Origin of the sequence: Devosia neptuniae (assembly GCF_025452235.1) — a bacterium.
Taxonomy (GTDB): domain Bacteria; phylum Pseudomonadota; class Alphaproteobacteria; order Rhizobiales; family Devosiaceae; genus Devosia.
Map to the genome: position 1 here is coordinate 1,079,106 of NZ_CP104965.1, position 21,469 is coordinate 1,100,574.

General features: G+C 61.9%; 23 protein-coding genes. 14 read left to right on the forward strand and 9 right to left on the reverse strand.

Going from position 1 to position 21,469, the window contains the following annotated elements; genetic code table 11:
- The first annotated feature begins 9 nt into the window (after positions 1-9).
- Both N8A98_RS07895 and N8A98_RS07900 read left to right on the forward strand, forming a co-directional pair.
- The gene (locus N8A98_RS07895; protein WP_262170489.1) at positions 10-1,017 is read left to right on the forward strand and encodes an aldo/keto reductase; all 1,008 of its coding nucleotides are present in this window, start codon (positions 10-12) and stop codon (positions 1,015-1,017) included.
- Positions 1,018-1,038: 21 nt separating this feature from the next.
- A complete protein-coding gene (locus N8A98_RS07900) occupies positions 1,039-2,016 on the forward strand; it encodes an aldo/keto reductase (protein WP_262170491.1) in 978 nt (325 codons plus the stop codon).
- A 55-nt stretch (positions 2,017-2,071) separates the two neighbouring features.
- Here the strand turns inward: N8A98_RS07900 and N8A98_RS07905 are convergent, their stop codons facing one another.
- Positions 2,072-2,425, reverse strand: a complete 354-nt coding sequence (locus N8A98_RS07905; protein ID WP_262170493.1) for a septal ring lytic transglycosylase RlpA family protein — start codon at positions 2,423-2,425, stop codon at positions 2,072-2,074.
- A gap of 1,013 nt (positions 2,426-3,438) precedes the next feature.
- On the opposite strand from N8A98_RS07905, the gene N8A98_RS07910 reads away from it, so the two are divergent.
- Positions 3,439-3,816, forward strand: a complete 378-nt coding sequence (locus N8A98_RS07910; protein WP_262170496.1) for a DoxX family membrane protein — start codon at positions 3,439-3,441, stop codon at positions 3,814-3,816.
- A 106-nt stretch (positions 3,817-3,922) separates the two neighbouring features.
- Complete coding sequence (locus N8A98_RS07915) at positions 3,923-4,327, forward strand: DUF4260 domain-containing protein (protein WP_262170498.1); 405 nt, start codon at positions 3,923-3,925, stop codon at positions 4,325-4,327.
- 1 nt (position 4,328) lies between these two features.
- Here the strand turns inward: N8A98_RS07915 and N8A98_RS07920 are convergent, their stop codons facing one another.
- Positions 4,329-4,931 (reverse strand): dihydrofolate reductase family protein, encoded by a 603-nt coding sequence (locus N8A98_RS07920; RefSeq protein WP_262170499.1) that lies wholly within the window; start codon positions 4,929-4,931, stop codon positions 4,329-4,331.
- A 75-nt stretch (positions 4,932-5,006) separates the two neighbouring features.
- Positions 5,007-5,726 (reverse strand): TetR family transcriptional regulator C-terminal domain-containing protein, encoded by a 720-nt coding sequence (locus N8A98_RS07925; RefSeq protein WP_262170500.1) that lies wholly within the window; start codon positions 5,724-5,726, stop codon positions 5,007-5,009.
- Positions 5,727-5,907: 181 nt separating this feature from the next.
- On the opposite strand from N8A98_RS07925, the gene N8A98_RS07930 reads away from it, so the two are divergent.
- The 9 genes from N8A98_RS07930 to N8A98_RS07970 all read left to right on the forward strand — a co-directional run bounded on the left by N8A98_RS07930 (position 5,908) and on the right by N8A98_RS07970 (position 15,885).
- Complete coding sequence (locus tag N8A98_RS07930; protein WP_262171913.1) at positions 5,908-7,188, forward strand: omega-aminotransferase AptA; 1,281 nt, start codon at positions 5,908-5,910, stop codon at positions 7,186-7,188.
- Positions 7,188-8,681: a CoA-acylating methylmalonate-semialdehyde dehydrogenase gene (locus tag N8A98_RS07935; RefSeq protein ID WP_262170501.1), complete on the forward strand. Its 1,494-nt coding sequence runs from the start codon at positions 7,188-7,190 to the stop codon at positions 8,679-8,681. The genes N8A98_RS07930 and N8A98_RS07935 overlap by 1 nt, the downstream gene beginning before the upstream one ends.
- Positions 8,682-8,704: 23 nt before the next feature.
- Complete coding sequence (locus tag N8A98_RS07940; RefSeq protein WP_262170503.1) at positions 8,705-9,955, forward strand: Zn-dependent hydrolase; 1,251 nt, start codon at positions 8,705-8,707, stop codon at positions 9,953-9,955.
- Positions 9,956-10,037: 82 nt separating this feature from the next.
- The gene (gene hydA / locus N8A98_RS07945) at positions 10,038-11,489 is read left to right on the forward strand and encodes a dihydropyrimidinase (protein ID WP_262170505.1); all 1,452 of its coding nucleotides are present in this window, start codon (positions 10,038-10,040) and stop codon (positions 11,487-11,489) included.
- 54 nt (positions 11,490-11,543) lie between these two features.
- A complete protein-coding gene (locus tag N8A98_RS07950) occupies positions 11,544-12,368 on the forward strand; it encodes an ABC transporter ATP-binding protein (RefSeq protein WP_390888810.1) in 825 nt (274 codons plus the stop codon).
- Entirely contained in the window at positions 12,355-12,879 is a 525-nt protein-coding gene (locus N8A98_RS07955) for a hypothetical protein (RefSeq protein ID WP_262170507.1), read from the forward strand. Before N8A98_RS07950 ends, N8A98_RS07955 begins: the two co-directional genes overlap by 14 nt.
- Positions 12,876-13,772 (forward strand): ABC transporter permease, encoded by an 897-nt coding sequence (locus tag N8A98_RS07960; protein ID WP_262170508.1) that lies wholly within the window; start codon positions 12,876-12,878, stop codon positions 13,770-13,772. The genes N8A98_RS07955 and N8A98_RS07960 overlap by 4 nt, the downstream gene beginning before the upstream one ends.
- 245 nt (positions 13,773-14,017) lie before the next feature.
- Entirely contained in the window at positions 14,018-14,860 is an 843-nt protein-coding gene (locus tag N8A98_RS07965; protein WP_262171916.1) for an ABC transporter permease, read from the forward strand.
- Positions 14,861-14,889: 29 nt separating this feature from the next.
- Complete coding sequence (locus tag N8A98_RS07970; RefSeq protein WP_390888811.1) at positions 14,890-15,885, forward strand: ABC transporter substrate-binding protein; 996 nt, start codon at positions 14,890-14,892, stop codon at positions 15,883-15,885.
- A gap of 47 nt (positions 15,886-15,932) precedes the next feature.
- Here the strand turns inward: N8A98_RS07970 and truB are convergent, their stop codons facing one another.
- From truB to N8A98_RS07990, 4 genes are all read right to left on the reverse strand, one after another.
- Positions 15,933-16,835: a tRNA pseudouridine(55) synthase TruB gene (gene truB, locus N8A98_RS07975; protein ID WP_262170510.1), complete on the reverse strand. Its 903-nt coding sequence runs from the start codon at positions 16,833-16,835 to the stop codon at positions 15,933-15,935.
- Positions 16,832-17,242: a 30S ribosome-binding factor RbfA gene (gene rbfA / locus N8A98_RS07980; protein ID WP_035103809.1), complete on the reverse strand. Its 411-nt coding sequence runs from the start codon at positions 17,240-17,242 to the stop codon at positions 16,832-16,834. Before rbfA ends, truB begins: the two co-directional genes overlap by 4 nt.
- Before the next feature lie 31 nt (positions 17,243-17,273).
- Complete coding sequence (locus tag N8A98_RS07985) at positions 17,274-17,939, reverse strand: hypothetical protein (protein WP_162740144.1); 666 nt, start codon at positions 17,937-17,939, stop codon at positions 17,274-17,276.
- Positions 17,940-18,107: 168 nt separating this feature from the next.
- Positions 18,108-19,133 (reverse strand): 2-hydroxyacid dehydrogenase, encoded by a 1,026-nt coding sequence (locus tag N8A98_RS07990; protein ID WP_113121029.1) that lies wholly within the window; start codon positions 19,131-19,133, stop codon positions 18,108-18,110.
- 180 nt (positions 19,134-19,313) lie between these two features.
- Between N8A98_RS07990 and N8A98_RS07995 the strand changes: the two genes are divergently transcribed.
- Positions 19,314-19,826, forward strand: coding sequence for an SH3 domain-containing protein (locus N8A98_RS07995; protein WP_113121107.1), 513 nt, complete (start codon positions 19,314-19,316; stop codon positions 19,824-19,826).
- On the opposite strand, the gene N8A98_RS08000 is transcribed toward N8A98_RS07995, so the two are convergent.
- Positions 19,823-20,656 (reverse strand): siderophore ferric iron reductase, encoded by an 834-nt coding sequence (locus N8A98_RS08000; RefSeq protein WP_262170515.1) that lies wholly within the window; start codon positions 20,654-20,656, stop codon positions 19,823-19,825. The two genes, N8A98_RS07995 and N8A98_RS08000, sit on opposite strands and share 4 nt — an antisense overlap.
- Positions 20,625-21,383, reverse strand: a complete 759-nt coding sequence (locus N8A98_RS08005) for a copper homeostasis protein CutC (RefSeq protein WP_262170516.1) — start codon at positions 21,381-21,383, stop codon at positions 20,625-20,627. The genes N8A98_RS08000 and N8A98_RS08005 overlap by 32 nt, the downstream gene beginning before the upstream one ends.
- Positions 21,384-21,469: the final 86 nt, after the last annotated feature.

Below are 21,469 nucleotides of genomic sequence, written 5' to 3' on the forward strand. Positions count from 1 at the left end.
GAACCCATCATGACCTTCTCCAAATTCCGCTCCATCGGCCGCTCCGGCATCAAGCCCAGTGCCATCGGCATGGGTTGCTGGGCCATTGGCGGCCCCTTCCTGCTCAATGGCAAATCCGATGGCTGGGGCGATATCGACGATGCCCAATCGGTCCGCGCCATCCAGGTGGCGCTCGAACTGGGCGCGACCCTGTTCGACACCGCCGACGCCTATGGCACCGGCCACAGCGAAAGCGTGCTCGGCCGGGCTTTGGCCGGGCGCCGCAGCGAGGCGGTCATTGCCACCAAGTTCGGCTATACCTATGATTCCAGGGCCAAGGCGCTGCTCGCCACCGATGTGAGCCCAGCCTATGTGCAATGGGCCTGCACCCAATCGCTGGCCCGGCTGGGTACCGACTATATCGATCTGCTGCAGATCCATGTCGGCGAGCTGGCCGACGCTGCGGCCGACGCCGCCGGCGAAGCGCTGGAACGGCTTGCCGAGAGCGGCCAGATTCGCGCCTGGGGCTGGAGCACCGACAATGCCGCCGCGGCCGCCCGCATGGTCAAATTCCCCCATTTTGCCGCCGTGCAGCAGGAATTGAGCGTGTTCAAGGACGGGCCCGACATGCTCGAGCTCTGCGCCGAACAGAACCTTGCCAGCCTCAATCGCTCGCCTTTGGCCATGGGCATGCTGACCGGCAAATTCACCACCGCTTCGGTGCTGCCAAGCTCGGATGTGCGCGGCGCCGGGCATGAATGGGTGCGCTTCTTCAAAGATGGCAAGCCATTGCCCGAAGCCCTGGTGAGGATCGAGGCCATTCGCGAGTTGCTGACCAGTGGCGGGCGCAGCCCGGCGCAGGGCGCGCTGGGCTGGATATTGGCCCGCTCGCCCCACACGCTGCCCGTCCCGGGCTTTAAATCCGAGGCGCAGGTGCGCGACAATCTGGGCGCGCTTGAAAAGGGTCCGCTGCCCGCCGCCACCATGGCCGAAATCACCGCCATCCTGGATGAGCTCGCAGAGCCTGCCCTCGCCTGAGCGCAAAAACGGAGCACCACAATGCAACACAATATCCTGGGCCCATTCGGAAAGGTCAGCCGCCTCACGCTGGGCGGCGGCGGCATCGGCATGGTCTGGGGCCCCGCCTCGGAAGAGGACGCGATCGGCACCCTGCACCATGCGGTCGAGGCGGGCATCGATCTCATCGACACCGCACCCGGCTACAAGACCTGCGAAGATATGATCGCGAGGGCTTTTGAGGGCCGCATTCCGCAGGGCGTGCGCATCACCACCAAATACGGCCTGGGCAACCCACAAGCCGCCGAGGTCTATCCTCGCCTGCGTGCCTCGCTCGAAGCCAGCCTGGCTGCCATGCGCATCAGCCAGGCCGACATGATGCTGCTGCACACCGAAATCCGGCCCGACGATTTCGTCTATCCCAATAATGATCGGCCGCGCGACGAACGCTCGACCAGCCTCAGCCTCTATCGTGACGCGGTCGTGCCCGCCTTCGAGCGATTGGTCGCAGACGGGCTGATCGCCACTTGGGGCATTACCGGTTTCAACCATACCGGGGCGACCATCGACGCGATTTCTTCCGGCACACGGCCTGCCGCTTTGCAGGCCATCGCCAACCTCATGGATAGCGCCGGGGAAATGAACGGCACCGGCACACCCGGAAGGCCGCGCGATATCATCGCCGCCGCCAAGGCCAATGGCGTTGGGGTCATGGGCGTGCGTGCCGTGCAGGCTGGTGCTTTGACCGCGGGCCTTGACCGGCCGATCACCGATGACCAGCGCGCCACTGGCAATGACTTCGATCGCGCCGCGCCCTATCGCGCGCTGTGCCAGCGATGGGGCGAGGATCCCGCCATCATTGCCCATCGCTATGCCTTGGGCCTGGACGGCGTCGATACGCTGGTGCTGGGCGTCAAAACCGTTGCCGAACTGGAACAGGCGCTGGCGGCGGAGCGGGCCGGCCCGCTTGAGCCCGATCAGGTCGCGGCCATCGATGCGCTCGGCCTGCGCTCGGCATAAAAAAACAGGCCGCTCCGGCTGGGGCGGCCCATTTTCATAGTCAATTATGTTGCGATCAGATCTGTTCGATGCAGACCGAAGTGGTCCCGCGATTGCGGAAACCGAGCTGGCCGGCAGCGGCCTTGGACAGATCGATGATGCGGCCGCCGATATATGGACCACGATCGTTGATGGTAACCTGGATTTGCCGGCCGGTGCGCTGGTCGGTGACGCGCAACTTGGTGCCGAAGGGAAGGGAGCGATGGGCCGCCGTCATGGCGTTTTCGTTGAAGGTCTCACCCGATGCGGCCTTTTTGCCATTGAAGCCAGGGCCATACCAGGAAGCGCCGCCGCATTGGGCATAGGCTGCAGTGGAAAGCGAGAGCAATGCTGCAGCAATTGCGGCGGCGGAAACGACTTTTCTAATCAAGCTGAAAAACTCACGTAGTTACGGTGAGCAATCGATTAATGGCCCCGCCCGGCCATAATGTGGGCATCAACCCCAGGACTGGCCTCAAAGCACCTGCTGTTGCGCATATGCCGCAGGATTCCGCGCTGCATTGACGCCCTATTGGCGAGTTTTGCGCCGCAATTGCAGGAAATGAATCCTCGATTCGCCGATCTGATAAAACACAAGACGAGGATTCCATCCAATACAGGATTCATCTTGCCCGCTGTGGCCGATGGGTCACGGTTCCATGCCTTATGCCGAAAAATCGCATTTTCACGAAGGTTCCGGCAAGAATTCGGGAGATCACAAGGCAGAAAAGGAGGTAATGGGGCGAGAAAAAGGCAGGTTTTGTGCCGTTTTGGGCCTGCCCGGCTGGTGCCCTGCACCATTCCTCTCCCCGCCGCATCTCCCTCGGGCCCGACCCGAGGGCCACTCGCCGCTTGTGCCGGATTGAGAAAGGCCCTCGGGTCGAGCCCGAGGGAAACTCGATAATATTGGAAGCAACAGTGGCATGCACTAACTCCCCAACCCCACGGTGTCGGGAGATAGCGAAGAACCTCACCTTATCCCTCTTATCCCCACCCCCATCACCTCATGCCACTATCCCTCCCATCACCCCGCCAGAGCGCGGTCATGACGAGTGGATGGGCTGGGTGAATGCCGTGGGTTGGAGGTCGCTCCGGCCACGCAGAGGTACGACGGCTCGCCTCATAACAAGGCAAGCTCATCCGGCCCTGTGAAAAATCCCGGCGCGATGGCGAGGCCGACGTTTCACCATCTACCAAACCCTAGAGACGCCGGTCTCGCCATCGCCGCTCAACCAGCAACCGGAAGCCCCGCTTTCCGGCGCTTTGCCACGCCTGCCGTCCATGCCCTCCCCAGCGCATCACCTATTTTGTCCAGCCATGGCGATAGCGGGCGTCATGCTGTCGAATTCTGTCAGCGTCGAGCGTCATAGCAGCATTATCCACTCTTCATCACAGGACTTCGCCATGCCAACCGATCTGACTTCGACACTCATCCTGCTCGCCCGCCTGCTGCTGGGCGGCGCCTTTCTGGTTTTCGGTCTCCGCAACATTACCAATATCGGCCCGCTCACCGCCGGCCTCACGGCACGCGGGCTGCCGCTGCCCCGCATTGCCGCCATTATCGGGGTGGCGCTGCAGATCATCGGCGGGGCGCTGACCGCGATCGGGCCATTCGGCGCCTGGGGTGGTGCCGGCCTGATCCTCTTCGTCGTGCTCGCCACCGTGCTGTTCCATAATTTCTGGGACTATAAGGGCGCCGACCGCGCCAACCATGTCAATGCGACCATCATGAATGCCGGACTGGCCGGCGCGTTCCTGCTCATCATTGCGATCAGTCTCTGATCGGCGGCTCGATATTCAATTTTGAATGGAGAATGATCAGTTTTCGCGAAGTTACTTCATTCTCGAATGACTGCATGATCCGGCCAGTTCAAGAGAGGATGTCGCCATGACCAGCCAGACCGCTTCCACTGCTCAATACACACTAGCCGACGCCGTGCTGCTGCAACGTCTCGAAGGGCTCGCCGCGCTCGTTCTGGGCGTGGCGATCTATGCCTGGCTTGGTCAATCCTGGGTGATCTTTGCCGTGCTGTTCCTCGTGCCGGATCTTACCATGTTGGGCTATGTCCGCTCGGCGCGGTTCGGGGCACTGATCTATAATCTGGGCCACACCTATGCCGCGCCGGCGCTGCTGGCTCTGGCCGGATTGGCTATCGGTCCGCCGGCCTATGGCCTGGCCGCGATATGGGCAGCCCATATCGGGGCCGACCGCCTGCTGGGCTATGGCCTCAAGCTCGAAAGCTTCGAGGCCACCCATCTTGGCCCGATCGGCAAGGCGCGCAATGCCCGCTAAATCAGGATTTTGCCACGCGATAATCCATATGGGTGGTGAGCCGCGTTGCGCGGGCGCCGATGGGTTCAAGCGTGGCGGTCAGCCCGTCCCACAGCCGCTCACCGCGGCCCAGAACGACCGGCGCGATCTGCAAGTGCAGCGTATCGATCGCGCCCATATTGAGATAGTTCCGCAGCGTGGTGACGCCGCCGGCAATTGCGACATGGCGGCTGCCCGCCGCTTCCCGCGCTCGATCCAATGCGACCTCGGGCCCCTCGGTCACAAAGTAAAATACCGTGCCGCCCTCCATTTCAATCGGCGGGCGCGCGTAATGGGTCAAGACAAATACCGGGGCGTGATAGGGCGGATTTGGACCCCACCAGCCCTTCCACTCGATTTCCCACACATCGGCGCCCGGCGCGGCAAACATGTTCCGGCCCATGATGAAGGCGCCATACTCGGTAATGGCATCGAGTTCGGCCCGGTTATTCTCGGCGTCCTCAAACATCCACCGATGCATGGGTTCACCCTTGATGTCGCCGAAGGGCTTTTCCCGGCTCTGATTAAGGCCGGTGCCGAAACCATCGAGCGACAGACTCATGTGGGCACGAACTTGCTGGGCCATTTCCCCCTCCATTACTTAACTTACGGCTTAAGCATTAAGGCGGCAAAGCAGCTCTGTCAAGCGAGGGCTTAACCATCAGCGCTTCGAGCGCGGTGTCAGCCCATAGAGGAACAATTGCTCGAGATAGCGCGCCGCATCTTCAAAGCGACCTTCCCCGCCCCGCGCCGGGCCGAGCACGGCCCGCACCTGCACGTCGAAATCGGCATAATGCTGGGTGGTCGCCCAGATCGAAAAGATCAGATGATAGGGATCGGTCCGCGCGATGCGGCCCTGATCCATCCAGGTGGTCAGCACGGCCGCCTTTTCATCAACGAGATTTTTGAGATCAACCTCGATCATCTCGATAATGCGCGGCGCGCCCTGCAGCATTTCATTGGCAAACAGCCGGCTTTCGCGCGGAAAGTCGCGCGCCATTTCGAGCTTGCGCCGAATATAGGAGCGGATTTCGGGGAAGGGATCGCCGTCAGCATCCATTTCGCGCAGCGGCGCCAACCAGGTAACCAGCAATTCGGAGATCAGGCGGCGATGAATCTCTTCCTTGCGCGGGAAATAGTAGAGCAGGTTCGGCTTGCTCATGCCCGCCACCTCGGCGATCTGGTCGATCGTGGCGCCGCGGAAGCCGTGCAGGGAAAAAACGTCAAGCGCCGCCTCCAGGATAATGTCCTGTTTCTCCCGCTGAATCCGGGTCAGCGGCCGGGGTTTTTCCTTTGGCTGCGTTGCTGCTTTCGCCGCGGCCTTGTTCTGGCGTTTGGCGGCGGCGGGCGACGGAGAGCTTTTCAACTTGATCGGCGGCATTTTCGCCTTGCGGGAAGTTTTGGGAGTGCTAACATTTTTCCAACTGGTCAAAATTCTTGGTAACGCGTTCCCACGTCAAGAGCCAAAAAACATGACCAATAACGTCATATAAGAATTCGGGAGCGAGGCTATCGTGTCCACCTCAACAAACAATGCGCCAAACGATCTGAGCGCTTTCTGGATGCCGTTTACGGCCAACCGGCAATTCAAGAAATCGCCGCGCATGTTTGTGGCGGCCAAGGACATGCATTACACCACCTCGGACGGACGGCAGGTGCTCGATGGCACCGCCGGGCTGTGGTGCGTCAATGCCGGCCATGCCCGCCCGCTGATCGTGGAAGCCATCGCCAAGCAGGCCGCCGAGCTCGATTATGCGCCGGCCTTCCAGATGGGCCATCCCAAGGCATTCGAATTGGCCAACCGGTTGGTCGATATCGCGCCCAGGGGGCTCGATCATGTGCTGTTCACCAATTCGGGGTCTGAGTCGGTCGAAACGGCTCTCAAGGTGGCGCTTGCCTATCACCGTGTCAAAGGCGATGGCAGCCGCTTCCGGCTGATCGGCCGCGAGCGCGGCTATCACGGCGTCAATTTCGGCGGCATTTCGGTGGGCGGCATTGTCACCAACCGCAAAATGTTCGGCACGCTGCTGACCGGCGTCGATCACCTGCCGCATACCCATAACCTTGCCAAGAACGCCTTTACCAAGGGCGAGCCCGAGCATGGCCTGGATCTGGCCGATGAGCTCGAGCGCATCGTCACCCTCCATGATGCCTCCACCATTGCCGCGGTCATCGTCGAGCCGGTTGCCGGCTCCACCGGCGTGCTGATCCCGCCCAAGGGCTATCTGCAGCGCCTGCGCGACATCACCAAAAAGCACGGCATTCTGCTGATCTTTGACGAGGTCATCACCGGCTTCGGACGTCTGGGCACCCCATTCGCCGCCGACTATTTCGGCGTCACGCCCGATATCATGGTCACCGCCAAGGGCCTGACCAATGGCATCATCCCAATGGGCGCCGTGCTGGTTTCGCCGGAAATCCACGATGCGTTCATGGGTGGACCCGAGCATGTCATCGAGTTCTTCCACGGCTATACCTATTCGGGCAATCCGGTGGCCTCGGCCGCTGCGCTCGCAACGCTCGAAACCTATAAGCAGGAAGACCTGCTGACGCGCGGCGCCGAGCTCGCGCCCTATTTCGCCGATGCGCTGCACTCGCTCAAGGGCGAGCCGCATGTCATCGATATCCGCAATATCGGGCTGGTCGGGGCCATCGAGCTTGATCCGATTGCCGGCTCGCCCACCAAGCGCGCCTTCTCGGCCTTCCTTGCCGCCTATGAAAGTGGCTTCCTGATCCGCACCACCGGCGACATCATTGCGCTCTCGCCCCCGCTGATCATTTCCAAGGGCCAGATCGACGAATTGATCGACGGTATTCGCACCGTGCTGCGGGGGATTGCATAATGAACATTATCGAAAACGCCGTTGCCGGAAAACGCTATGTCTCGACTGGCCGCCGCGTGCCGGTGTTCAATCCGGCCACGGGCGAAGTCTCCGCCGAATTGCCGCTATCGACACTGGGCGAGCTCAACGACGCTGTCGCTTCCGCCAAAAAGGCGCAGGTGGCCTGGGGCAATACCCCGCCGATGAAGCGCGCCCGCGTCATGTTCAAGTTCAAGGCGCTGCTCGATCAATATGCCGATGACCTGGCCCGCGAAATTTCCCGCGAACATGGCAAGGTGCATGACGATGCTTTGGGCGAAGTGGCCCGCGGCATTGATTGCGTCGACTTTGCCTGCGGTATTCCCCAGCTGCTCAAGGGCGAATTCAGCCGCAATGTCGGCCCCAGCATCGATTCCTATTCCGATCGCCAGCCGCTCGGCGTGGTTGCTGGCATCACCCCGTTCAACTTTCCCGCCATGGTGCCGATGTGGATGTATCCGGCGGCTATCGCCTGCGGCAATGCCTTCATCCTCAAGCCCTCGGAACGCGATCCCAGCGCCTCGATGCTCTCCTGGAACCTCTTCATGGAAGCCGGGCTTCCCGAGGGCATTCTCAACGTCATCCACGGCGACAAGGAAATGGTTGACGGGATTTTGGACCATCCCGACATCAAGGCCGTCTCCTTCGTCGGCTCGACCCCGATCGCCGAATATGTCTATCAGCGCGGCACCAAGGCCGGTAAGCGCGTGCAGGCCCTGGGCGGCGCCAAGAACCATATGGTCATCCTGCCCGATGCCGATCTCGACCAAGTTGCCGATGCCCTCATGGGCGCCGGCTATGGCTCGGCCGGCGAACGCTGCATGGCCATTTCGGTGGCTGTGCCCGTGGGCAAGGAAACCGCCGATGCGCTGGTCGCCAAGCTCAAGCCGCGCGTTGAATCGCTCAAGATCGGCCCGGCCACCGACAAGGACGCCGAAATGGGTCCGGTCGTCACCAAGATGCATCGCGACAAGATTGTCGGTTACATTGATTCCGGCGTGGAACAGGGTGCAGAGCTGGTGGTCGATGGCCGCGGCTTCACCTTGCAGGGTTATGAAGGCGGTTATTATGTCGGCGGCACGCTGTTCGACAATGTCACCCCCGATATGACCATCTACAAGGAAGAGATCTTCGGCCCCGTTCTGTCGGTCGTTCGCGCCGAGAACTACAACGACGCGGTCAAGCTGATCAACGACCACGAATATGGCAATGGCACCGCCATCTTCACCCGCGACGGCGACGCTGCCCGCGAATTCGCCGACAAGATCGAAGTGGGCATGGTGGGCATCAATGTGCCCATCCCGGTGCCGGTCGCCTACCACTCCTTCGGCGGCTGGAAGCGAAGCCTGTTCGGCGATCACTCCATCTACGGCCCCGAAGGCGTCCACTTCTACACTCGTCTCAAAACCGTCACCACCCGCTGGCCCGCCGGCATCAAGGGCGGCGCGGAATTCTCGTTCCCGAGCGTCAAATAGTCTCTCGTCCATAGGAAGTGCCCATGTCTGCCCCCGGAGAAAACCTCAAGATCAATGGCGACCGTCTGTGGGACAGCCTCATGGATATGGCCAAGATCGGCCCGGGTATTGCCGGCGGCAATAATCGGCAGACGCTGACTGACGAAGATGGTGAGGGCCGCCATCTGTTCCAGCGCTGGTGCGAAGCCGCGGGCCTCAGCATGGGCGTCGACAAGATGGGCACCATGTTCGCGACCCGCGCCGGCAGTGATCCCGATGCGCTGCCGGTCTATGTCGGCAGCCATCTCGATACCCAGCCCACCGGTGGCAAATATGATGGCGTGCTGGGCGTGTTGGCGGGGCTCGAAGTCATCCGCTCGATGAACGATCTGGGCATCAAGACCAAACACCCCATCGTCGTCACCAATTGGGCCAATGAGGAAGGCGCGCGCTTCGCGCCGGCCATGCTGGCCTCGGGCGTGTTCGCCGGCATGCATAGCCTCGACTACGCCTATGGCCGCAAGGACATGGACGGCAAGACCTATGGCGACGAACTCCAGCGCATTGGCTGGCTGGGGGCCGAAGACGTCGGCGCGCGCAAGATGCATGCCTATTTCGAATATCACATCGAACAGGGTCCGATCCTTGAGGCCGAGAACAAGCAGATCGGCGTCGTCACCCATTGCCAGGGCCTGTGGTGGCTCGAATTCACCCTGACGGGCAAGGAAGCCCATACCGGCTCGACCCCCATGGCCATGCGGGTCAATGCGGGCCTCGCCATGGCGCGGATCATCGAGGCGGTGCAGGTCATTGCCATGGAAAACCAGCCGGGTGCTGTGGCCGGTGTGGGCCAGGCGAAATTCTCGCCCAATTCGCGCAATGTGCTGCCCGGCACGGTGGTGTTCACCGTCGATCTACGCACGCCCGACCAAGGCAAGCTCGATCGCATGCGCGCTGCCATCGAGGCCAAGGCCGCCGAAATCGCGGCTGAGCTGGGCGTTGGCTGCTCGGTCGAAGCCGTCGGGCATTTTGATCCCGTCACGTTCGATCCGACCCTGGTCGCTCGCGTCCGCAAGGCGGCCGAGGATCTGGGCTATAGCCATATGAACATCATTTCCGGCGCCGGGCACGATGCCTGCTGGGCCGCCAAGGTGGCGCCCGCCACCATGATCATGTGCCCCTGCGTCGGCGGGCTCAGCCACAACGAAGCAGAAGAAATCTCCAAGGAATGGGCAGCGGCCGGTGCCGATGTGCTGTTCCACGCGGTCGTCGAGACGGCGGAGATCGTGGAGTAACGCCTTTAATATAGTCATCTGACCGCGCCCCCATTCTGAGGGGAAGAAGGGGCGCGGGACGTGCATTTCAGAGGGAACGGAAATGAGCAAAGTCATCAAGAACGGCACGGTCGTCACCGCCGACCTGACCTACAAGGCCGACGTCAAGATCGACGGCGATATCATCGTCGAGATCGGCCAGAACCTGTCCGGCGATGAAGTGCTCGACGCATCAGGCTGCTACATCATGCCCGGCGGCATCGATCCGCATACCCATCTCGAAATGCCCTTCATGGGCACCTATTCGGCCGATGATTTTGAATCCGGCACCCGCGCGGGCCTGGCTGGCGGCACCACGATGGTGGTCGATTTCTGCCTGCCCAATCCCAATCAGAGCCTGCTTGAGGCCCTGCAAATGTGGGACAATAAGACCGGCAAGGCGTCAGCCGATTATTCCTTCCACATGGCAATCACCTGGTGGGGCGAGCAGGTGTTCAACGAAATGGCCGAAGTGGTCGATCGCGGCATTACCAGCTTCAAGCATTTCATGGCCTATAAGGGCAGCCTGATGGTCAACGACGACGAGATGTTTTCGTCCTTCCAGCGCTGTGCCGATTTGGGCGCGCTGCCATTGGTGCATGCGGAAAACGGCGACGTGGTTGCCGCCATGACGCAAAAACTACTCGAAGCGGGCAATAATGGCCCCGAAGGCCATGCCTATTCCCGCCCGCCGGAAGTCGAGGGCGAAGCGACTAACCGCGCCATCATGATTGCCGATATGGCCGGCGTGCCGCTCTATGTGGTCCATGTCTCGTGCGAGCAGGCCCACGAGGCCATCCGCCGTGCCCGGCAAAAGGGCATGCGCGTTTATGGCGAGCCGCTGATCCAGCATCTGACACTGGACGAGAGCGAATATTTCAACCCCGATTGGGACCATGCCGCCCGCCGCGTCATGTCGCCCCCTTTCCGCAACAAGAATCATCAGGATTCGCTCTGGGCCGGTCTGCAATCGGGCTCGCTCTCGGCTGTCGCCACCGATCACTGCGCCTTCACCACCGCGCAGAAGCGCAATGGCGTGGGCAATTTCTCCAAGATTCCCAATGGCACGGGCGGGCTCGAAGACCGTCTGCCGGTGCTGTGGACCAAGGGGGTCAATACCGGCCGGCTGACCATGAACGAGTTCGTCGCCGTCACCTCGACCAATATCGCCAAAATCCTGGGCCTCTACCCCAAAAAGGGCGCCGTGCTGGTAGGCGCCGATGCCGACCTCATCGTCTGGGACCCGGCCCGCAAAAAGACCATCACCGCCAAAGCCCAGCAATCGGTCATCGACTACAATGTCTTTGAAGGCTTCGAATTGACCGGTCTGCCCCGCTATGTGCTCAGCCGCGGCAAGGTCTCGATCGTCGAAAACGAGATCAAAGCCGAACCGGGCCATGGCAAGTTCGTCGGCCGTGAGGCCAAGAACCCGGTCAACCGGGCGCTGAGCCAATGGAAAGACATCGTCGCCCCGCGCAAGGTCGAACGCACCGGCATTCCGGCGACGGGGGTTTGATGATCCGCTTCCCCCACCACTTCCCGACCTGTTGAGAAAGGCCTGCCCTTGTCCGTGACGACCGATTCTTCTGCCGCCATCACCGACAAGGCTCCGCCCAGGGCGGTGGTTTCCGCCGCCGGGCTCGGCCTCACCTTCAAGACCAATGACGGGGACGTCGTTGCGCTCAGCGACGTCAATCTCTCCATTTCCAAGGGCGAGTTCGTCTCTTTCATCGGCCCCTCGGGCTGTGGCAAGACCACGTTTTTGCGCACCATTGCCGATCTCGAGCAGCCCACTTCGGGCACGCTGACCATCAATGGGCAGACGCCGGAAAATGCCCGTAGGGATCGGGCCTATGGCTATGTGTTCCAGGCACCCGCGCTTTATCCCTGGCGCACCATCGAAAAGAACGTGGCGCTGCCGCTCGAGATCATGGGCTATAATCAGGCCCAGCAGGCGGAGCGCATCAAGCGCACCATGGAGCTGGTGAACCTTTCCGGCTTCGAGAAGAAATATCCCTGGCAGCTCTCGGGCGGAATGCAGCAGCGCGCCTCGATTGCGAGGGCGCTGGCCTTTGACGCTGACCTATTGCTGATGGACGAGCCGTTTGGTGCGCTGGACGAAATCGTGCGCGATCACCTCAATTCCGAACTGCTCAAGCTGTGGGAGCGGACGCAGAAGACGATTTGTTTCGTCACCCACTCGATTCCCGAGGCGGTTTATCTCTCGACCAAGATCGTGGTGATGTCGCCGCGCCCTGGCCGGGTGACAGATGTGATCGAGAGTACGCTGCCGCGAGAGCGGCCGCTCGATATTCGCGAAAGTCCGGAGTTCCTCTCGATTGCCGCTAGAGTGCGCGACGGACTGCGTGCGGGGCACAGCTATGATGAAGTGTAGCTTCATCTTCCGGGTCTGGTTTTCCATACTGGCCGTGCTGCTCTGCACGGCGGTTGCCTCGGCGCAACCGGTCGGCGGAGGCATTGACAAGGCTAGCGACGGTCCGTTCACTGGCCTGCTGTTGGTAACTGACAATCTGGACTGGTACGACATGTTCCAGCGTCCCGAACCGCCATCATTTGAGGCCAAGCAGCATTTCGTCCCCGGCGAAAAGGGCTCGCTTGCCATCATCTTCAGCAATGCTGAACCGCGCGACGGCACAGTGCGGGTGATGTGCGACATCAGCACCCGCAATCCCGAGGGTAGCCGGCAAGTGGCGGCTGACCAAGTCTGCTACGAGGGACCATTTTATGGACCTAACATTCTCCATCCAGCCCTGCTGGAGCTGAAATTCGAAATGGGCGACGAGGAGCCAGCAGGCGAGGCTGGCTTCTCGGTAACTTTGCGGGATGCGCATTCTGGTCGTTCCGTGGATCTGGATGTCTCATTTACACAGGGATCAGCCCGATGAGGCGCACGCTCCCCATCCTCATCGTCCTTTTGGCGATTCTCGCGATCTGGTATGCTGCTGCCATCGGCATGAATGCCCAATGGCAGAACGATGTTTATCGACGTGGCGACATCACCAATGTGCCCGCCACCCAGTTCGTGCTCGACACCTGGAACCAGGACAAGCCGGTGCTGCCGACCGCCCATCAGGTGTTTGGCGAGCTGTGGAATTCGACCGTACTCGTCGCGCCCAACAAGCCGCGCAGCCTGTTGTTCCATGCCTGGGTCACCTTCTCGGCCACCGCGCTCGGCTTTGCCATGGGATCGGTGCTGGGCATCTTGCTGGCCGTGCTGATCGTGCACAATGAGGCGATGAACCGCTCGCTGATGCCCTGGATCGTGGCCAGCCAGACCATTCCCATCCTGGCGCTGGCGCCGCTGATCGTGGTGATCGGCTTCAATATATTCACCGGCACATTGGGCGTTCCGACCGATCCGGCGCGGCTGATCAGCAAGGCGATCATTTCGGCTTATCTCAGCTTTTTCCCGGTCGCGGTGGGCATGGTCAAGGGGCTGCGCAGCCCCGAAGCGATCCAGCTTGATCTGATGCACACCTATAATGCCTCGCCCAGCCAGACCTTCTGGAAGCTGCGCTGGCCAGCGTCGGTGCCCTTCCTCTTTGCTTCGCTCAAGGTGGGCGTGGCGGCGAGCCTGGTCGGTGCCATCGTGGGCGAATTGCCTACCGGGGCCGTGGCCGGGCTCGGCGCGCGGCTGCTGGCCGGCTCCTATTACAGCCAGACCGTGCAGATCTGGGCGGCGCTGGTCGCTGCCTCCATTCTCGCTGCCATTCTGGTACTGGCCGTCGCCCTGGTGGAACGCCTCGTCAACAAGAGCATGGGGGCGCGACCGGCATGAGCCAGCTGCAATTCTATCTGGCGCTTGTCGTGGGTGGCCTTTGTGCCACGGCTCTTGCCCTCAGCTTTGCCACGCCCTTTGAAGCCGGGCTGCTGCTCAAGGCGTTCCTTGCTTTAGGGACGCTGTCGCTGATCCGCTTTTTCGTGCCGCTCGGGCTATGGGCCGATGGCGCCTTTGCCGTGCTCGGGGCGGCCGCCCTGCTCACCAGCATTGGCGTCTTTACCCCTGCGCCCGCATTCTTCTGGATGGCGCTGATTGCGGCGTGGCTGTTTGCCTGGCTGTTTGTCGAACGTCTCTCCAAGGCCATTGCACCGGGCTATGCCGACAATGCCGGGCTGGGCCTGCTCATTCCCGTCGTCTTCGGCCTCACCATCCTGGTTGCCTGGGAGGTCATCACCCGCGCCGGCAATGTGCCGCAGGTCATCCTGCCGCCGCCATCGATGATCTGGACGCGCATCACCAATTCAGTGCCGACACTGCTGGCCGATTTCCAGCAGACCTTCAAGGCCGTGCTGATCGGCTATGCTTTGGGCTGTGGGCTGGGTTTTATCGTCGCCATTCTCATCGACCGCTCGCCCTTTCTCAAATCGGGGCTGTTGCCGCTGGGCAATTTCGTCTCGGCGCTGCCCATTGTGGGCGTCGCGCCCATCATGGTCATGTGGTTCGGCTTTGACTGGCAATCCAAGGCCGCGGTCGTTGTGATCATGACCTTTTTCCCCATGCTGGTGAATACCGTGGCCGGGCTCAATGCATCCTCCGCCATCGAGCGCGACCTGATGCGCACCTATGCTGCCGGCTATTGGCAAACCCTTATGAAGCTGCGTCTTCCCGCTGCGGGGCCCTTCATATTCAACGCCCTCAAGATCAACTCGACTCTGGCCTTGATCGGCGCAATCGTAGCGGAATTCTTCGGGACGCCCATTGTGGGAATGGGTTTCCGGATCTCAACCGAAGTCGGCAGAATGAATGTCGATATGGTGTGGGCCGAAATCGCGGTGGCGGCTGTCGCGGGATCGGTCTTCTACGGGGTGATTAGCCTGATGGAACGGGGCGTCACCTTCTGGCATCCGTCTGTGCGCGGTGCATAGGCGGGGCAAAACTCAGGGGAAAGTCGACTATGAAGAAACTTCTTATCGGCACGATGGCAGGCGCAATGGCGCTGGCCGTAGCGGCAGGCGGGGCCCAGGCGCAGGAGAGCGTGACGCTCCAGCTTAAATGGGTCACCCAGGGGCAGTTTGCCGGCTATTACGTGGCCCAAGCCAAGGGGTTCTATGACGAAGAGGGCCTGACCGTCGAAATCAAGCCGGGCGGGCCTGACATTGCCCCCGAGCAGGTGATTGCTGGCGGTGGCGCCGATGTCATCACCACCTGGATGGCGGCGGGCCTGGCTGCCCGCGAACGCGGCGTGGCTTTGGTCAATATCGCCCAGCCGTTCAAGCAATCGGGTCTGTTACTCACCTGCCGCAAGGATGCAGGGGTGGAAACCACTGCCGACTTCCCGGGCAAGACGCTGGGCGTGTGGTTCTTCGGCAATGAATATCCCTTCTATGCCTGGATGGCCAAGCTGGGCCTTTCCACCGAAGGGGGCGCCGATGGCGTCGAAGTGCTGAAGCAAGCCTTCAACGTCGACCCGCTGATCCAGAAGCAGGCCGCCTGCATCTCGACCATGACCTATAATGAATATGGCCAGGTGCTGAAGGCCGGCCTGACGCCCGAAGAACTGACCGTCTTCAACTATCGCGATGAAGGCGTGGGCATGCTCGAGGACGGGCTCTATGCGCTCGAGGACAAGCTGGCTGATCCCGCCTTTGTCGCCAAGATGACCAAATTCGTCCGCGCTTCGATGAAGGGCTGGGAATATGCCCGCGCCAATCCGGAAGAAGCCGCCCAGATCGTGGTCGACAATGACTCGACCGGCGCCATGACGCTGGAAGACCAGATCTATCAGGTCAGCGAAATCAACAAGCTGACCGAAGGCTCGACCGGCGTGCTTGACGAGGCCGATTACCAGCAGACCGTCGATACGCTGCTCTCGGCTGTCTCGCCTGACAATCCGGCCATTACCAAGGCGCCCGAAGGCGCGTTCACACATGCGGTGACCGACGGGCTGTAAGCCTTGGATATGAGAAATGGGGCGGGGAGTGATCCCCGCCTTTTTTGTTAGTTAAACACTCGCCGGCATTTGAACTGGCCAAACTCGACCCAGCCGGTGGCGAGCACTTCGCCCTTAAAGCTCACCCAGCACTCGTCCAGCGACACGGGCGAGCCAGCGCCGGTCAGCAGCACCGCATTGCCATGCCGCACGGCATTGGCCTGTTGCGCATCGAGGCGAATTTCCGGCAGATCGGTGAAGCCAGCCGAAACGCTTTTCAGCAGAGCGTCGCGCTCACCGATATCCAGCGCTTCGAGTTGTTCAATGGTCAGTGCATCGGCATCGTTGAACGGACCGACGGCAGCTCGATGCAGCATCGAAACATGGCCGCGCGTGCCCAGCGCCTCGGCGATATCACGCGCCAGTGAGCGCACATAGGTGCCCTTGCTGCAGGTGACTTCGAGCACGGAGTGCTCGCTGCCATGGGACACGAGGACTATGTCATCGACATCGATTTCGCGCGGCGCCAGTTCCACCGCCTCGCCGGCCCGGGCCAGATCATAGGCACGTTCGCCATCGATCTTGAGGGCCGAAAAGATCGGCGGGCGCTGCAGGATCGTGCCGGTAAAGCTTGGCAGTACGGCCAGCAAAGCTGCCTCGTGGGGCCTCACATCGGAGGTCGCGACCACGCTGCCTTCGGCGTCGTCCGTGGTGGTGGCGCTGCCCCATTGAATGGCGAAGCTGTAAATCTTGGTGCCGTCCTGCACCTGGGGCACGGCCTTGGTGGCTTCGCCCAGGGCAATCGGCAAGATGCCGGTCGCCAGCGGGTCGAGCGTGCCGGCATGGCCCGCCTTGGCAGCGCTGAACAGCCAGCGCACCTTGCCCACAGCTTGGGTCGAGGTCATGTCGTAGGGTTTGTTGAGAACGACCCAGCCCGAAATCGCGCGCTTGATGCGCTTGGGGGCACTCAATCTTGGCTCTCGTCCTCGTCGCCATCCAAATCGCGCTGCACGCGGTCCGAGCGCAGCAGGGAATCGATGCGGCCGGCTTCCTCGAACGTATCGTCAACGTAGAAGCGCATTTCGGGGGCGAATTTCATGTTGATCTGCGGCGCGACGCGGCCACGGATAAACTTGCGATGCCGGTTCAGCGCCGCGACGATTTCCTCGGCATGCATGCCGCCTAGCGGCATGATATAGGCATTGGCAATCTTGAGATCGGGAGTCATGCGCACTTCGGGCACGGTGATGACCGAGCCGCGCAGGGCGTCGTCCTCGACATCACCGCGGGCGAAGATCGCCGCCAGCGCGTGGCGGACGAGTTCGCCGACGCGCAGCATGCGCTGGCTGGGGCCAATTGGCTTGTTATCTTTGCTCATGGCGAGGCATTAGGCCCTCGTCGCGCGCCCGTCAATCCGCCAGTGTCAGGCTGACTTCGGCCTGCAGCTGGCGCGAGCGTTCTTCCACCACATTGGTGGCGACCGGCCAGGTGGCCGGCTTTGAGGGATCGAAGGCCGGGCCGCGCCACGTCTGGTAGAACACTGCAACGCCCTTGGCGCTTTTGCGGAAGCTCATCACGGCAATTTCGCCGCGGCCGGCCAACCCGCTCAGGCCATCGAAAAAGGCGCCGCAGGCAAAGCCGAGCGGAGCCAGATTGTCGCCGTCATCCTGGCCGAACTGGAAGAAGGCCATGGCATTGGGCTGGCAGCTCTGGCCATAGCCGGCCATGACGCTGCGCCGAAAGCCGACCAGCGTGCCGCTGGTCTGTTCCTGCAAATGGGCGCCATAGGCGATTTTCCAATCGGCCTCGGTTTCGCCCTTGGGCCGAATGTCCAGCCGCACCTGGCCGTTCTCAACACTGTAGCTCAAATCGACCAATGGCTTGATATCGCTGCCGCCGACATCGCCGGCATTGAGCCAATCGGGCATGGGCATGGCGAGGCGCTGTTCGGGAACGTCGAGCACCAGCTTGCCATCGGCCGCGCTCAGCGCCGGCTCACCCGCGTCCTGGGCCCAGGCCGGTGCGGCCAGCAGCAGTGCGGCGGCAACCAGCAAGAGTGGTTTGGTAAAAGACAAGAGGGCAACTCCTCACCCGTATTGGCGCGCGATGGCCGCGCCTGCCCCCGCTGGGCGCCGCCTTTGCCCACGATTAGGGGGCAAGCGGGTTCGAGAGCAAGAGGCAAGGTAATTGCTAGTGCCGAAGGGCGGCGAGGTGCTGTGTTGGCGCAACACTCTGGGAGGCGATCAGGCGCTTTGGCTGCGACCGACGCCGCGCGGCCCTTCTGGCAACAGGCGATGGGGCGGCTGGTGCCCATCCATGAAGGTGCGGATATTGACGATGACGGTCTCGCCCATTTCGATACGGGCTTCGAGCGTGGCCGAGGCCATATGGGCGGTCAGTACCACCTTGTTGTCTTCAGCAAGCGCCAGCAGGCGCGGATCGATACCGTGCTTGTTCTCGAACACGTCCAAGGCAGCGCCGCTCAGGTGGCCATTCTCGATCTGGCTCACCAAAGCTGCTTCATCGATCAGTTCGGGCCGGGACACATTGACCACGAAACTGCCCGGTTTCATCGCTGCAAGCCGTTCGGCCGAGAGGATGTGAAAAGTCTCGCGGGTGTGGGGCGTATGCAATGATACGATATCCACCGCCGCCAGCATGGCGTCCAGATCATCCCAATAGGTGGCTTCGAGCGGCGTTTCGATAGCTGGGGGGCGGCGGTTGCGGGAGAAGTAATGGATATTGAGGCCAAAAGCCTTAGCCCGCTGGGCGACGGCGGTGCCGATACGGCCCATGCCGACAATGCCCAGGGCCTTGCCGCGCAGGCGGTGGCCCAGCATGGAGGTTGGCGACCAGCCGGCCCAGACCCCATCGCGCACCAGCATCTGGGTGCCCTCGACCAGTCGGCGGGGCAAAGCCAGCATCAGCACCATGGCCATGTCGGCGGTGTCTTCGGTGAGCACGCTTGGCGTATTGGTGACGGTCAGCCCCGCCGCCAGCGCGGCTTCGACATCGATATTGTCCACCCCATTGCCGAACTGGGCGATCAATCGCACCGATTTGGGCAGGCGGGCGACCAGGTCGGCATCGATGCGGTCGGTGATGGAGCTGACCAGCACATCCTTGCCGGCAAGCCCCTCGATAATGTCATCGGCGGTGAGCGTAACGTCAGCGTCATTGACGTCGGTTTCGAACAGCGTCGCCATGCGCGCCTCGATGGTTTCGGGCAGTCGCCGGGTGACGAGAATCTTGGGTTTGGAGCTGGTCATCAAGTTCCGGAGCGCGGCTGACTGGGCTTGTGGAAAACCACGCCTTCAGCGACCATTAAGGATCATGGCGTAGTGATAGGGCAAATCCAGATCTTCTGCAAAGTCATGTTTGACGAGACCACTGGCGCCCTGCGCGTCCGCCATATCCGATCCTCCCAAAGCCTCGTCCTTCGCATTGTTATGGTGTGCCTGGCGCTGCTGGCGATGATATGCGCCACGCCGGCCTGGGCGCAGGCGGACAATCCAAGCGGGCTGCCCCTGCCCCGTTTTGCCACCACCCGCTCCACGCCGATCAATGTGCGCGTCGGGCCCGGCACCAAATATGAAGTCTCCTGGACCTATCTCAAGTCCGGAATTCCGATCGAGATCATCCAGGAATTTGACACCTGGCGGAAGATTCGCGATGTGGATGGCGACGAGGGCTGGGTGCATCAGAACCTGCTTTCGGGCACCCGCGCCGGCTATGTCACGCCGATCATGGCCAATAGCGAGATTGCCCTGCGCAGCGACAAATCCGACACGTCCGGCGTGCGCGCCCAGCTCGGCCCGGGCCTACGGGTGCAGATCAAGGAATGCGACGGGGAGTGGTGCGAGGTCAGCGCGGCCCAGCCGGGCAATGAACATCGCTCCTATTCGGGCTATCTGCGCCAGGAAGAAATCTGGGGCGTCTACCCGGACGAATCGTTCGACTAATCCAATTCGGCGACTGCATTGGCAGTCTGGCGGGCAATGCGGGCCTCCTCGCCCTGTTTGGGGCAGGAAGCGCAATAGGCTTTGGGCTCGATCAGATAATCGAGGCAACAGCCCTTGCGCGTCACGATGACTACCTCGCGACCTCCGCCCACGCCGATCCGGTCTAGCCTGCCCTGGCCGGCCAGCCCCAAAGCCGTCAACCAAAGCTGGGCGTAATCCTCCGCCATGGCCGCAGTGACGCCGGGCTGCCATTGCGGCAGCCGGGCGATAATCGAAAGCATGCGATCGGCCATCAGCCTCCGTGCGGGCAGCGGCTTGAGCTTGACGAGAGTATTGATCTCTTCCAGCAGGCTGGCGCAGAACGGGCGCAGCGCTGTCGCCGCAATGGCAATCAATTGCTCTGGTGTGCCCGCCTGTTGCGGACCGGCAGGCAGGCGGTAGCCGTCGGCATAGATACCATGGACGCGCTGCGACAGCTGTCCGAGATCGGGCATGCTGGAGTGGATATGGGCGGCGATGACAGCCAGATAGGCGGGCTGCCACAAAAAATTCGTCCACAGCCGTACCGCCCAAAAGGCTGGCCCCGCCTTGGGGTAGGTTTCGGCCAAATGTTGATAGAGCTGGCCCAGTACCGCGCTATTGTCGGCGCCGGGCCTGTACCAGCCGGGGCGGTGCCCGCCCGGCGCGCCTTTCATAAAGCCGGTGACCCGCGCAGCCGTGGCAATGAGCTGCGTGGTCTGGCTCGAAACATCGTCGGCGGCAAAGAGATAATTGCGGGTCGTCACTGCGGTGACAGCGTCAGGCGGCTTTCGCCGCCGCAATAGTGGCACGCACGGCATCCTCATCGGTCACGGTGATCTCGTATTCACGCTCGATCGCCGTGCCACCCATGCCGACATGGGGATTGCGGAACGCCATGCCGCTCTTGAGCGTCTTGAGCGCCGCAAAATGCATTTCATCGACACCGGTGGCGCGCCGTACCTGGGCGATATTGCCTTGATCCAGCGCTCCACACGCCATGACCACGATACGGCCATCGGCAATGGCGGCGGTATCCTTGAGGATATCGATGCCTTCAACAGCCGTGTCGCGTTGCCCGCTGGTCAACACGCGATCGACGCCGGCCCGGACGAGGGCCTCGATGGCGGCGCGATAGTCGCGCGTCATGTCGAAAGCCCGGTGACAGGTGACCTTCATAGGCCGGGCGGCGTCGACCAGCGCCTTGGTGCGCGCTTCGTCGATCTCGCCATCGGCAGTGAGGCAGCCGATGACCACGCCGACCACACCCAGATCGCGCATGGCCTTGACGTCTTCGATCATGCTGGCGAATTCGAGTTCGGAATAGAGGAAGTCGCCACCGCGCGGGCGGATAATGACATGGAAGGGAATGGTGCCCACACGCAGGGCTTCGCGCACCACGCCGAGGCTGGGTGTCAATCCGCCTTCGAGCAGGCTGGCGCAGAGTTCCACCCGGTCGGCGCCGGCCTGCTGGGCGGCAACCAGACCATCAATGCCCTCGACGCAGATTTCGATCTTGAACGGGTGGTGCGGCATCATTGGTCTCCTATTGGTATGCATTGGTAGCCGCCAACTCGCTGAGCAGCAAGGAGATTTCGGACCGGGATTGATGCCTATATTTTGAG